Here is a 13467-nt window from a genome sequence, read left to right as displayed (position 1 = left end):
TGCACGTTCTCCAGGTGCCCTCCCTTTTTTATGGAGGTAAGTATGTCTGAAGTCATTCGCGGTCAACGCAAGCCCAACACTCTTGTCGCAATGCAGACACTCCTCGATACCATCCGCAGCAACATTCCTTTCGGTCTGAAAGAAGCTGATATGTGTCAGGGTATCTGCCGTGGCTGCTCCAAGAAAATGATGGAGATGCTCGACACTGAAGTCAGCCAATGGCAAGTCGATCTCGATAACGAAACCGCAGTGCCAACCCTTTCCGATTTAGCCTTTCTGGAAAAGCTCGCGCGCCGCACCCTCAAGGTTTTGAAACGCAATGACCTGATTAAAGATGACTAGTCATAGAGTAGATAGGCCTGCTCGGTGACCGGATTATCAGCTGGCGTTTCATTATTGACCATGCCCGGTACCCGCGCCAGAGGTTTGATCCTGAAACGGGTCTCAAAGCCAGCAACGACCTCATCTTCTGGTATCGAAAAGGGTGGCCCCTGGCGAAACCCCTGCGGGTACTCCACCGTGATCAGCAGACCTTTACTGCCGCGCGGCAGCTTGTGTTTTAGTAACTCCACATAATCCGACCGTAAACTCTCAGGCAGTGCCACCAGCGCAGCGCGATCGTACCAACCATCGACATTGGCAAGGTCTTCCACCGAGAGATCGAAGACATCACCGACCCAAATCACCAGTTCATCTATCGCGTATTCGGTAAATTTGCCACGCTGTTGCACTACTGGCTGCAGCTGGTTCTCCTGGAAGAAAGCCTGTACAGCGAGCTCGCTCAGCTCAATACCAAAAACTTGATAGCCCTCATCAAGCAACCAGAGCATGTCTTTCGACTTACCGCATAAGGGTACTAAAACCCGTCCGCTTGCTAATGCTTTGGGAAAGTAAGCCGTTAATAATTCATGAAAAGCGTCGCGGTGAAAGCCAATTTGCTGCTGTTGCCAGCGTTGATGCCAGAAGTTGTGTTCCATAAAAAACCTCCGTAACTAGGTACGACTGCAGCACCCTTCATGTCGATAAAAAGCTATTTAATCGACACATAAACTTGTCGTGTCGATAGAATCGACATACACTACAACCAATATCACAACGTGTCGAAATTTTGGGAGTATTTAAACATGACTTGGCAAGCTAACCAACCCTATAACAATTTGCCTGAGTTACCACCAGAATTGGAGCTCATCGAAACGCACGATGTATTGAAAGCATGCATCTCCGCTCGCGCTGCGCTTGCCGAATTGAAACAAGCTGGATCGCTGCTCCCTAATCAAAGTATGCTCATCAATTTGCTTCCTCTTCTGGAAGCAAAAGACAGTTCGAAAATTGAAAATATTGTCACCACAACGGATCAGCTCTTTCGATATGCACAACAAGACAGTGGCGCTGATCAAGCAACCAAAGAAGCACTTCGTTATCGAACAGCGCTCTATCAAGGCTTCATGCAACTAGAGCACAAACCTCTATGTACCACAACGGCCATCGAAGTGTGTAGCACATTGAAGAATAATGCGATGGAATTGCGGAAATTACCAGGCACCATTATTGGTAATCAAACAACGAACGAGGTGATTTATACACCACCGGCAGGCGAACAGGTCATTCGCGATTTACTAAGTAACTGGGAGCAGTTTCTCCATGAGAACGATTCTATCGATCCGCTCATAAAAATGGCGGTGAGCCACTACCAGTTTGAAGCAATTCACCCCTTCTATGATGGCAACGGGCGTACGGGCAGAATCCTAAATGTCCTCTACTTGATTGAGCAAAAGCTTTTAACACTGCCGATATTGTACCTTAGCCGCTACATTGTTGCGCACAAGCAAGATTACTATCGATTACTGAACCAAGTGACTCAGCAGCAAAACTGGCAAGACTGGCTTGTATTCATGTTGCGCGGTGTTGAGCAAACTTCTCTTTGGACATGTGAGAAAATCTCCGCTGTTCGATCGTTAATGGAGCAGACTGCTCACACTATTCGCGAACAATTACCGAAAATATACAGTTATGAGCTTGTCCAAGTCATTTTTGAGCAACCGTACTGTCGAATTAGTAACCTGGTGGAACGCGATATTGCCAAGCGTCAAACCGCTTCTGTTTACCTTAAACAGCTCGTTGAAATTGGCATATTAGAAGAAGTAACTTCAGGTAAGGAGAAGCTATTTGTAAACCCTCGCCTGATGAGACTCATGACCTCAGCTTAAACGATTTACCACCAAACCACCGACCAGTTATTGCACTGATCGGTGTTCTTCAGGAGCGAAGGGTACAGGCATGAGCCAGTAAAGCGTTATTCCAGCGTTACTGTAACAACGGTGAATCCGATACCGCGAAGTCAAAGCCTTTGATCTCGGCATCCTGAATCAAAGTATGGATGTACTGTGCGACAGCTTTTCGTTCTACTTTTTCGTTCAGGTAGGCGGCGATTTTGTCTTTCACTGCTGCAAACGGCAATTGTTTGCCTTCGATTTTGCGATCGACCCAAACTACATGCAAACCATAACGCGTCTCTACCGGATGCGGCATTAAGCCAACCTCGGCGGTAAATACCTGACGTTCAAATTCTGCCACAGTTTGGCCACGGCTAATCTGGCCAAGACTACCTGCCGTTGCGTTTGAAGGGCATGCTGAATGCTTTTGTGCCAGACGGCCAAAGTCATCGCCTTCATGCAACTGCTTTATAATCTGCTCAGCCATCATCTTGCCATTGACCCGATCCAATTCGTCTTCAGGCGCGGCAGCGAGCAAAATGTGCCGTACTTCCAACAACGGCGAGGTGGTAAAACGCTCCGGGTTCTGTTGGTAGTATGTCGCACAAGCTGCTTCGTCCGCTTCAGGAATCGCAACTTCGCGGTCGATCAGCGCGGCCAGAAAGTCATCGTCACTGGCGTCATTCATTTCGTCCTTAACGTGCAGCCCAAGTTCGGCTGCACGCTGGCGAAATAACTCACCAATCACTAACGACTCGGCGGCTTTTAGCATCGCTCCTTGCTGACTATCCGCAGGATGATACTGCATTTCCGCGAGAATCGCTTTTTCGTCGATGGCAATGTCATTTACGTGAATCATGCTCTACTCCTTAGCGGGGCGCTTTCTGACGCACAACCTGGTGCTGACGGCGCAGATACTGCATAGGTACGCTGAGCATATGCACCAGGCGGGTGAATGGGAACACCAGGAAAATCGTCAAGCCGAGGGTAACGTGGAGCTTAAAGATCCAGTGTACATCCGTCATCGCAGCTGCTGCTGTAGTCGCGTCGAAGGTCAGCGTATTCTGTGCCCAGCTCATCAACAACACCATGGTTGAACCATCGAGGTGGTCGAGGGAAACAAAAATCGACAGTAAGCCCAGGATCAGTTGCGCGTATAGCAACAACAGAATCGCGATATCCATAGTGCTGCTGTTGGCGCGAATACGGGGATTCTTCAAACGGCGCACGATTAAGATCGTCAGACCGTAAAAACAAATCACACCGGCTATACCACCTGCCACGATCGCAATAATTTGCTTGGCAGAGGTACTAATGCCCAATACATACCAGACTTCGGACGGGGTCAATAAACCCACGAAGTGGCCTACAAAAATCGCCAAAATACCGATATGGAAAGCGATACTACCGCGACGTAGCTGCTTTTTTTCAAGCATCTGACTGGAACTGGTTTTCCAGGTAAATTGCTCCCGGTCATAGCGGATCCAGGTACCGATCACCATTACCGCCAGCGCGATGTAAGGGTAGATACCAAAGAAAAACGTATTTAAATAATTCATGGTCATGCTCCTTAGGCATCCGCAGCGTTTTTCACGTTACTTAACTGGTCAAGATTCAACGGAATATACTGATCGCGCCGCTGACCTTCGCCCGGCCGGCTTTGGGCCGTCGGACAAGTACTGGTTGCGTCATTTCCGGTGAAGGTCACCATTTCTTCTTCCCAAACTTTATCCAGCTCTTTCGGGGTGTCATCGCGCTTTTCTTTTTCAACCTGAGCGCGTACATCTTCCAGATCGACCTGGACTTGCGACAACTCCAGCAAGCTTCGGAACAACTCGGCGTAATCACTTTCCCTTTGCTCCAGGCGCACTGCCAGCACCGCAAGGATGTGACCGACTTCAGCCAAACCTTCACGGGCATTGTCATCGCCCTGGGTCGCCAGAAACTCCAGATACAACGGAATGTAGTCAGGTAGTTCCTTGACGCCGATATCTAAGCCCGCCTGCTGATATTGCTGCATTAAATCGACCATTGCCTGGCCACGATCACGGGACTCGCCGTGAACGTGTTCGAACAACAACAAGGACAAGGCACGACCACGCTCAAACAAGCTGTCGTATTCTGACTGCCAGTCCATGACGTCGCCGCTGGTGCGACGCACAATAAAATCCTCCAGCGCTTGCTGTTGGGTGCTGCTCAGTGCCGAGTTACGCACCGTGGCTCGTAACTCGGGCACGACTTCGAGCAGCTCTACTTTCGGGTAGTCGAGTAGTAACGAAATTACTTGTAAAACTTGCATCAGATTACTCCTTCACCGTGACCGGAATGACCTGGCGCACGCTTTGTTTCTTCGCACCAAACAGGTTCACGTCATTGTTGCCATCGCTACAGCCATTGCCAAAGGTAAAGCCGCAGCTCCCTTTCATGTCGTAAGCATTTTCGGCATAAGCACGGTGGCTGGTTGGAATCACGAAGCGATCTTCGTAATTGGCCAACGCCATATAACGGTACATTTCTTCAACTTGCTGCTGGGTCAAACCGACCTGCTTGAGTACGTCAAGATCTTCCACACCATCGACGTGCTGACTGCGTTTGTAAGCACGCATGGCAATCATGCGTTCCAGCGCCCGTACAATCGGGAACTCGTCGCCGGCGGTAAGCATGTTTGCCAGATAGCGCAAAGGAATGCGTAATGATTTCAGGTCTGGAATCTCACCGTTCATACCCACATGACCTGCCTCAACTGCGCTTTGAATTGGCGACAGTGGTGGCACGTACCAAACCATAGGCAGAGTGCGGTATTCCGGGTGCAGCGGCAGCGCAACTTTCCATTGCATTGCCATCATGTACACCGGTGAACGTTGGGCGGCCTGAATCCAGTTCTCGGCAATACCTTCTTCGCGCGCTGCCGCCTGCACTTCCGGATCATGCGGATCCAGGAAGATATCAAGCTGAGCCTGGTAAAGATCCTGCTCGTTCGGGGTATTGGCTGCTTCTTCGATACGGTCGGCATCATAAAGCAGCACACCCAGGTAACGAATACGGCCAACACAGGTCTCAGAACACGTGGTCGGTTGCCCAGCTTCAATACGCGGGTAACAGAAGGTACATTTTTCTGATTTACCGGTTTTCCAGTTGTAGTAAATTTTCTTGTACGGACAGCCAGAAACACACATGCGCCAGCCACGACACTTGTCCTGATCGATCAGCACGATACCGTCTTCTTCACGCTTATAGATTGCGCCTGATGGGCAGGCAGCCACACATGCAGGGTTCAGACAGTGCTCGCACAAGCGCGGCAAATACATCATGAAGGTCTTTTCAAACTGACCGTAGATGTCTTTTTGCACCACTTCGTCGAAGTTCTTGTCTTTCTTCCGCTTAGCGAATTCCGTGCCGAGAATTTCTTCCCAGTTCGGACCCCATTCGATTTTCTCCATGCGCTGACCGCTGATCAGCGAGCGCGGACGGGCAATCGGCTGATGCTTGGTGTCTTTCGCCGTGTGCAAATGTTGGTAATCAAAATCAAACGGCTCGTAATAGTCGTCGATTTCAGGCAAATCCGGGTTGGCGAAGATATTCGCCAACACGCGGCGCTTCGCACCAATTTTCAGTTCCAGTTTGCCCTTTTTATTGCGTACCCAGCCGCCGTTCCACTTGTCCTGGTTTTCCCACTCTTTCGGGAAGCCGATACCGGGTTTGGTTTCAACGTTGTTGAACCATGCGTACTCCACGCCTTCGCGTGAGGTCCAGACATTTTTACAAGTGATGGAGCAGGTATGACAACCAATACACTTGTCCAAATTCAGCACCATGCCAATTTGAGCTCTTACTTTCATCGTATTGTCCTCACTCCAACGTTATTCAGTATCCAGCCAGTCGACTTTATCCATCTTCCGGATAACCACGAATTCATCGCGGTTGCAGCCAACTGTGCCGTAATAGTTAAAGCCATAGGCTTGTTGTGCATAACCACCAATCATATGGGTCGGTTTCATCACCGCCCGTGTGACTGAGTTGTGGATACCACCGCGTGTACCGGTCAGTTCAGAGCCCGGAATATTTACCAGGCGTTCCTGCGCGTGATACATCATGCTCATGCCTTCGGGAACTCGCTGGGAGACCACGGCCCGTGCACTGATCGAACCGTTTACGTTGAAGATTTCAATCCAGTCGTTATCTTCAATTCCGGCGGCCTTAGCGTCGATTTCACTCATCCAGACAATTGGCCCACCGCGTGACAAGGTCAGCATCAGCAGGTTTTCTGAGTAGGTGCTGTGAATCCCCCATTTCTGGTGCGGAGTAATCCAGTTCAACACGATCTCTTTGTTGCCGTTCTGGTTTTTGTTCAGCACCGGCTGCACGGTCTTCAGATTAATCGGTGGCTTATAGGCACATAAGGTTTCACCGAAATCGCGCATCCATTCGTGATCCTGATAGAACTGTTGGCGCCCGGTAATGGTCCGCCATGGGATCAGCTCATGGACGTTGGTGTAACCCGCGTTGTAGGAAACATGCTCATCTTCCAGACCTGACCAGGTCGGCGACGAGATAATTTTCCGAGGTTGCGCGACGATATCGCGGAAGCGAATCTTCTCTTCTTCTTTGGGCTTCGCCAGGTGCGTGTGATCACGTCCGGTTTGCTCGCCTAATGCCGCCCAGGCTTTCACCGCCACATGACCGTTGGTTTCCGGTGCCAGTGACAAGATGACTTCACAGGCATCGATAGCACTATCGATAACCGGGCGACCTTTGTTCGCGCCTTCTTCGTAGTGCACGCGGTTCAGCTTGCCGAGGAAATCGACTTCTTCCTTCGTATCCCAACTGATCCCCTTGCCACCATTGCCTAACTTCTCCAATGCTGGCCCAAGCGAGGTGAAGCGGTGATAAGTATTCGGATAGTCACGTTCCACCACGGTGATGTTCGGCATAGTGACGCCAGGAATGGCTTCACACTCACCTTTCCACCAGGCTTTGACGCCATAAGGCTGTGCCATCTCACCGGCAGAGTCATGCATGATTGGCGTGGTGACCACATCCTGCTCCACACCCAGGTGACCTTTACAGACCTTGGAGAATTCCTTCGCAATGCCCTTAAAGATTTCCCAGTCACTGCGTGCTTCCCAGACCGGATCCACTGCCGCGGTCAGCGGGTGAATGAACGGGTGCATGTCCGACGTATTCATGTCGTCTTTTTCATACCAGGTCGCAGTTGGCAGCACGATGTCTGAGTAAAGGCAGGTGGTCGACATACGGAAATCAAGCGTGACCCACAGGTCAACTTTGCCTTCCGCGCCATCATCCACCCACTCGACATCTTCTGGTTTCTTGGCGCCCATTTCACCAAGGTTTTCACCGAAGGTTTTGTGGGTCGTACCGAGGAAGTGCTTGAGCATGTACTCATGGCCTTTACCTGATGAGCCAAGCAGGTTGGAACGCCAGATAAACATGTTACGCGGGAAGTTCTTTGGATCATCTGGCTGCGTGCAGGCGAAAGGAATATCGCCAGTTTTCAGCTGCTCAACGAGGTAATCTTTGACTTCTTTACCAGCTGCTTTCGCTTTTTCAGCAACTGTCAGCGGGTTAACGCCCAGCTGCGGCGCAGACGGCAGCCAACCCATACGCTCAGCGCGGGTGTTGTAGTCAATAATTGAACTTTGCCATTTGTTCTTGTCTGCCAGAGGCGAGACCACTTCGCTCATATCCAGTTTTTCATAACGCCACTGGCTGGAATGGTTGTAGAAGAATGAGGTACCGTTCATCTGCCGTGGTGGACGCTGCCAGTCCAGGCCAAATGCCAGCGGCTGCCAACCCGTTTGTGGACGCAGTTTTTCCTGACCCACATAGTGCGCCCAGCCGCCACCGCTTTGGCCGATACAGCCACACATCATCAGCATATTGATCAAGCCACGGTAGCTCATGTCCATGTGGTACCAATGGTTAATCGCAGCCCCAACGATAATCATCGAACGACCTTTGGTTTTGTCCGCATTGCGGCCAAATTCAGTGGCGATACGAATCACGTCCGCAGGCTTAACACCAGTAATTTGCTCCTGCCACGCTGGCGTGTAAGGCACGTCGTCCTCGTAGCTTTGCGCGCGGTTTTCGTCGTTCATGCCGTTGTCGACGCCATACTGCGCCAACATCAAATCGAATACCGTCGCCACCAGTGCCGTTTCGCCATTGGCAAGCTCGATACGCTTGGCCGGAATTTTGCGGATTTGCACTTCGTCATGATGAGTGTGCTGGAAATACTCGTACTCGTGTGGTGCCGAGCCAAAGTATGGGAAGCCAACCTCAACGATTTCGTCATGGCTGTCTTTTAGGGTTAAGGCCAGGTTCAGGTCACCTTTTGCATCTTTTTGCTCAAGGTTCCACTTGCCTTTCTGGCCCCAACGGTAGCCAATAGCACCGTTCGGACTGGTTAAACGCTGATCATCTTCATTGAAAGCAATGGTTTTCCAGTCCGGGTTGTTATCTTCGCCCAGATTGTCTACCAAATCCGCAGCACGCAGGAAGCGGCCCTGATTCAGTACTTTCTCGCCAGGCTCAAGCATGACTAACATCGGCATGTCGGTGTAGCGACGCACGTAATCATTGAAGTAGCTGCTTGGCGTATTGACATAGAATTCTTTCAGAATAACGTGACCGAATGCCATCGCTAACGCGGAATCGGTACCCTGACGCGGGGACAACCAGGTGTCGCCAAACTTCGAGGCTTCTGAATAATCCGACGTAATGACACAGGTTTTAGTGCCTTTGTAGCGTACTTCTGTGAGGAAGTGAGCGTCTGGCGTACGCGTCTGCGGAACGTTAGAGCCCCAAACGATAATGTAATTTGAGTTGTACCAGTCGGCCGATTCCGGCACGTCAGTTTGCTCTCCCCAGACCTGCGGTGACGCTGGCGGTAAGTCACAATACCAATCGTAGAAACTCAGGCAGTTACCGCCGATAAGCGACAGGTAACGTGAGCCAGCGGCATACGAAACCATCGACATCGCTGGAATAGGCGAAAAGCCGTTGATACGGTCAGGACCATAAGTTTTCGCGGTGTAAACGTTACTTGCAGCGATCAGCTCGTTAACTTCATCCCAGCTGGCGCGCACAAAACCACCTAAACCCCGGCGCTCTTTGTAGCTTTTCGCTTTAACCGGATCGCTGACGATAGATTCCCAGGCGGCAACCGGATCGGTATGCTGCTCTTTGGCCTCACGCCAGAGTTTCATCAGCTGCTGGCGCATCTTGGGATACTTCAGGCGGTTGGCACTGTAGATATACCAGGAGTAGCTCGCTCCGCGTGGACAACCACGTGGTTCATGATTCGGTAAATCCGGGCGGGTACGCGGGTAATCCGTTTGTTGGGTCTCCCAAGTCACTAAGCCGTCTTTCACATAAATTTTCCAGCTACATGAGCCAGTGCAGTTGACGCCATGGGTCGAACGCACGACTTTGTCATGCTGCCAACGCTGGCGGTAACCCTTTTCCCAGCTACGATCCTGATCTGTTGTTACCCCGTGCCCATCTGCAAAGGGTTCTTTGCGCGTTTTGAAGAAACGCAATTTTTCGAGTAGGTGACTCATCCTAAAACTCCTGGTCGATGTCGAACGCGCTAAGTGTGGCGAAGTCGCGAGGGGTTTGCTATAGGTCGGAAACGCGCCAGAACCGGGGGTAATAGGTTTTTTTACCACCAATTAGGTAGCAGGTTTTTAAATTAAATCACTGATTTTTATATGTTTTAATTTTTGAGTGATTTTTAAGCGTTGAGCGAAAACACAAAGGAGGTAGCCCATTAAACCTAATTGCCGTTAAACTATGCGGTGAACATTTTTTAAGTAGAGTTGCTATGCGCCAGTTTTCTATTGTTACCCGCATCGGGATCGCCCTAAGTCTGATGGTTGCCCTTACAGTCGGTACCTTGCTCGCCTCCTATTGGTTGTCGGAGCGCGCCGATCAGGATGCGCTGGCGATCAACAAAGCAGGCTCCCTGCGTATGCAAAGCTACCGCTTTGCCTGGCAGTATCTGGTGAATCCGGAAAGTGACACCACCCGGGAGTTAGCTGCGACCCTGCAGGATACTTGGCAGCATCCGGTATTTAACCGCCTGAATAATGGTGATTCCAAACTCGGTACACAGTTCCGGGCAGCCCAGCAAAGCTGGTTGGAAGTCCGCGACGAGCTGACATCCGGCGCGGTTGACGCCGTGCAACTGGAGCAGCAACTGGCGCCATTAATTGCTGAACTTGACCGGCTGGTTGGTGCCCTGCAAGGCGAAGCTGAATCGCGTATCCGTGCCATCCGGCTGATTCAGGTCTTATCGCTGTTCAGTACCATTGCGCTGGCGGGCTTTATCGCGTACTGGCTGCGGTCACGTGTGCGTCAGCCCTTACAGCTACTGACACAAACGGCCCGGCGTATCGGTCAGGGCGATTTTACGGCCCGTGTCCAGCACCCGTTGGCAGATGAACTTGGCGTACTTGCCACTACGCTTAATAAAATGAACGACGCCATCGGCTACATGTACGGCAACCTCGAAAAGCGCGTCGATGAGCAGACCCACGCCATTCAGCGCAGCAATGCCAAGCTTCAGTTTCTTTACGATATGGCGCGTAGCATTATCGAACGCTCTCCCGGCTACAAAGACTTTACCGATATTATCGATGGCCTTAAGCACGCCTCACAAATCGATGATATTGAGCTGTGCCTGATCACCGCAGCAGGTGACAAACCTTATCTTCAGGTTCAGCCTGAGGATACCGAAGAGGACCCTTGCGCCGGGGTTGATTGCGCCGAGTGTGTGACCGCGGGTGGCGGTGTCAGTGTGATCGACAACCTGCGGGTGTACCGCTTCCCACTCGAACGCGAAAGCCATTACTACGGGGTACTTGTGGCGCGTTGCGACCGCGGCGATCAGCTCGATGAATGGCAACAGCAATTACTGCAGTCCGTCACCGATCAACTGGCTATTGCCCTGAGTCTGAAACAGGAAGAAGAGCAGGTTCGCCGTCTGGCGTTGATTCAGGAGCGCACGGTAATCGCACGGGAGCTGCATGACTCGCTGGCACAGGCATTGTCGTATTTGAAAATTCAGGTCACGCGCCTGGACAAGGCGATTGCCAAAGACAATAGAGAAATCATTGATGATGTCTCACATGAACTCCGCGAGGGCTTGAGCTCAGCTTACCGACAGTTACGGGAATTGCTGACAACCTTCCGTTTAAAAGTCGATGGGGCTGGCCTGATGAATGCCTTGCAGACCACCTTAGCCCAATTTGAACAGCAATCTTCGCTGCAGTTCCGGCTGGATTACCAGTTAGCGAATGCACCACTGGCCCCACACGAGGAAATCCATTTATTACAGATCATCCGTGAAGCCTGTCAGAACGCGATTCACCATAGCCAGGGATCAGAAGTGACCATCCGCTTGCAAGAGACTAAGGAACAGGGGATTAGTCTGGCCATCGAAGACGACGGTGTGGGCATTCCTGAGCAGGCGGAAAAGCTGAACCATTATGGGTTAGCAATTATGCAGGAGCGGAGCAAGCATTTAGGCGGTGAAATCACCATCACCCGCCGGCCGGAAGGCGGCACGGGTGTGTACTTCTTTTTCCAGCCCGACTATTTGAAAGAGCGTCAGGCGCTGGCGTCGAGCGACGCTTAAGGATTGAAATACACACTGTGGCGGCGCAGGTAAACCAGCGCGACCACCAGGGCACAGAGGGCATAGAACACCGCAAAGGCAACTAAAGCCAATGCTGGCGTTCCGGTATAACTTTGCACTCCCCACATCAACGGAATATAGCCGGCACCTGCGGTCGCACAAGCCGCCAGCCAACGTAGCGCAATCGGCAATTGATGCACTGGAAAGAGAACGCTGGCGGAGCGGTAGATCGCGCTGCTGGCTAATGCAGACACCGCAAACAGCACAAAAAATGTCAGCAAGAAGAGTAAAAAGTACTGCTCGGGCGCGCCGCTATGATACGCCTTCCCGGTCAACACCGATGCCGCCAGACTCGTCAAAGCTAACGCCAGCGCACAAACCAGAGTCACCCGGGCACCACCATATTGATCGGCAAGCCATCCACCTAAAGGCCTGGCGACAACACCAATAAGCGGTCCCAGCCAGGCATAGGTCAGCGCCTGGGGCGCATAATCATTACTCATGACCCGAAGTAGTTCTCCGCCCTGCCATTCCCGGCTGAAACCAAAAAGAAACTGCAGAATAAGGGGAAATGCCAAGGCAAAACCGATAAAAGAGCCAAAGGCCATGACGTAAAGCAGCGTCATAATCCAAGTGTGGGGGTTGCGCAGCAGGTGCCGCCGGGTGGCGGTCTCTGAATGCCATAACAACCTTTGTGGCCGGCGCCGCCAGCCGATGAGTATTAAACTGACCACCACGAACATGGTAAACCAGCCCAGATTGCCCAGCCACAGCTGATGTTCAGGCCGTACGGTGCCCAGCAAGGTTCCGATACTAATACTGGTCTCGGTAACATTCAGGGAATCCGCATAGGGGCCTTGCCAGAGCGCCACCAAAGGCGTGCCAATCTGGGCTAAAACGATGCCAATGCCGCCAATACTTGCGGTGACCGCCAGGTCCCAACCAATGGTTTGATTGCCCGCACTATGCTGGTAGCGCCTGACATAAAGTTGCGCACCGCCGAGTCCGCAACCTATGGCGAGCAGCTGCAATAACAAAAATGGGTAGTCGCCCCGGGCAAAATAATAAATAAAACCTAATGCCGGTATCAGCAGGAAACTGGTGGTAACGCGAATAAATTGCGGTTGCAGTGCCCGCTCACCGAGACCAAACCAAAGCAGTTGAAATCCCGCGGCGGAAAAGCCGGTCAATGCCAGTAGCCCAAACAACTCAGCAATGGTAAAGCCGAGATCGAGCGCGTACAGTAACACCACCAACACGCTCCAACACATCCAGATTGCGGTGCTGGCGATCACATGTAGTGCAGTGATTTTATCGACGGTTTCTGTAGTTAACACATGGGACACAATACACCCGAGTCGTGACTATACTGTCTATAGAATCGTTTAGGCCACTGCCTGTCGGCAAGTTTGCGAAAGAGTTAAGCAGGGGTTATTAAGAGATACCCCGACTACCACCTTTTAGGTAGATGAGTTTCTTATGTTATTGTTTTCACGTATTTAAAATGGCATTCGCCGTTGTGTTTAAGCAATCATCAGGCACAGCTGTTCCGCCCCAAAGCCATGCGGCACAGCAAGAATTATGCGAAAATAAAGG

General features: G+C 51.4%; 10 protein-coding genes. 3 read left to right on the top strand and 7 right to left on the bottom strand.

Translation table 11 applies throughout. The features are described from left to right. Window positions 1-42: 42 nt before the first annotated feature. Complete coding sequence (locus tag J6J34_RS07140) at window positions 43-342, top strand: hypothetical protein (RefSeq protein WP_301835168.1); 300 nt, start codon at window positions 43-45, stop codon at window positions 340-342. Here the strand turns inward: J6J34_RS07140 and J6J34_RS07135 are convergent. Beyond that, window positions 339-977, bottom strand: coding sequence for a thiopurine S-methyltransferase (locus J6J34_RS07135; RefSeq protein ID WP_301898737.1), 639 nt, complete (start codon window positions 975-977; stop codon window positions 339-341). The genes J6J34_RS07140 and J6J34_RS07135 overlap by 4 nt on opposite strands. A gap of 147 nt (window positions 978-1124) precedes the next feature. Here J6J34_RS07135 and fic point away from each other — a divergent pair, with 147 nt between their 5' ends. Next, window positions 1125-2207 carry a protein adenylyltransferase Fic gene (gene fic, locus J6J34_RS07130; RefSeq protein WP_301898736.1) on the top strand — a complete coding sequence of 361 codons (1083 nt, stop codon included), beginning with the start codon at window positions 1125-1127 and terminating at the stop codon, window positions 2205-2207. Between the two features lie 97 nt (window positions 2208-2304). On the opposite strand, the gene J6J34_RS07125 is transcribed toward fic, so the two are convergent. The 5 genes from J6J34_RS07125 to J6J34_RS07105 are packed head-to-tail and all read right to left on the bottom strand — an operon-like array spanning window position 2305 to window position 9793. Continuing rightward, window positions 2305-3072: a peptidylprolyl isomerase gene (locus J6J34_RS07125; RefSeq protein ID WP_301835165.1), complete on the bottom strand. Its 768-nt coding sequence runs from the start codon at window positions 3070-3072 to the stop codon at window positions 2305-2307. A gap of 10 nt (window positions 3073-3082) precedes the next feature. Continuing rightward, window positions 3083-3772 carry a respiratory nitrate reductase subunit gamma gene (gene narI / locus J6J34_RS07120; protein WP_301774593.1) on the bottom strand — a complete coding sequence of 230 codons (690 nt, stop codon included), beginning with the start codon at window positions 3770-3772 and terminating at the stop codon, window positions 3083-3085. Between the two features lie 11 nt (window positions 3773-3783). Further along, complete coding sequence (gene narJ, locus J6J34_RS07115; protein WP_301722022.1) at window positions 3784-4512, bottom strand: nitrate reductase molybdenum cofactor assembly chaperone; 729 nt, start codon at window positions 4510-4512, stop codon at window positions 3784-3786. A gap of 4 nt (window positions 4513-4516) precedes the next feature. Then, window positions 4517-6052: a nitrate reductase subunit beta gene (gene narH, locus J6J34_RS07110; RefSeq protein ID WP_301774591.1), complete on the bottom strand. Its 1536-nt coding sequence runs from the start codon at window positions 6050-6052 to the stop codon at window positions 4517-4519. A gap of 21 nt (window positions 6053-6073) precedes the next feature. Next, window positions 6074-9793, bottom strand: a complete 3720-nt coding sequence (locus tag J6J34_RS07105; RefSeq protein WP_301722018.1) for a nitrate reductase subunit alpha — start codon at window positions 9791-9793, stop codon at window positions 6074-6076. Window positions 9794-10056: 263 nt separating this feature from the next. Between J6J34_RS07105 and J6J34_RS07100 the strand changes: the two genes are divergently transcribed. Further along, window positions 10057-11871, top strand: coding sequence for an ATP-binding protein (locus J6J34_RS07100; RefSeq protein ID WP_301722016.1), 1815 nt, complete (start codon window positions 10057-10059; stop codon window positions 11869-11871). Here J6J34_RS07100 and J6J34_RS07095 read toward each other — a convergent pair. Next, window positions 11868-13208 carry an MFS transporter gene (locus tag J6J34_RS07095; protein ID WP_301722014.1) on the bottom strand — a complete coding sequence of 447 codons (1341 nt, stop codon included), beginning with the start codon at window positions 13206-13208 and terminating at the stop codon, window positions 11868-11870. The genes J6J34_RS07100 and J6J34_RS07095 overlap by 4 nt on opposite strands. Between the last annotated feature and the right edge of the window lie 259 nt (window positions 13209-13467).

This window comes from Pseudidiomarina terrestris (genome assembly GCF_030466405.1).
GTDB classification, from domain to species: domain Bacteria; phylum Pseudomonadota; class Gammaproteobacteria; order Enterobacterales; family Alteromonadaceae; genus Pseudidiomarina; species Pseudidiomarina terrestris.
Note: the sequence above shows the minus strand (reverse complement) of the source record. Positions and strands in the feature narration are given on the sequence as shown.

Coding starts and splice junctions, on each gene's coding strand:
- narI (WP_301774593.1), bottom strand. CDS start 3,772: ATGAATTATTTAAATACGTTTTTCTTTGGTATCTACCCTTACATCGCG.
- narH (WP_301774591.1), bottom strand. CDS start 6,052: ATGAAAGTAAGAGCTCAAATTGGCATGGTGCTGAATTTGGACAAGTGT.
- J6J34_RS07125 (WP_301835165.1), bottom strand. CDS start 3,072: ATGATTCACGTAAATGACATTGCCATCGACGAAAAAGCGATTCTCGCG.
- J6J34_RS07100 (WP_301722016.1), top strand. CDS start 10,057: ATGCGCCAGTTTTCTATTGTTACCCGCATCGGGATCGCCCTAAGTCTG.
- J6J34_RS07135 (WP_301898737.1), bottom strand. CDS start 977: ATGGAACACAACTTCTGGCATCAACGCTGGCAACAGCAGCAAATTGGC.
- J6J34_RS07105 (WP_301722018.1), bottom strand. CDS start 9,793: ATGAGTCACCTACTCGAAAAATTGCGTTTCTTCAAAACGCGCAAAGAA.
- J6J34_RS07140 (WP_301835168.1), top strand. CDS start 43: ATGTCTGAAGTCATTCGCGGTCAACGCAAGCCCAACACTCTTGTCGCA.
- narJ (WP_301722022.1), bottom strand. CDS start 4,512: ATGCAAGTTTTACAAGTAATTTCGTTACTACTCGACTACCCGAAAGTA.
- fic (WP_301898736.1), top strand. CDS start 1,125: ATGACTTGGCAAGCTAACCAACCCTATAACAATTTGCCTGAGTTACCA.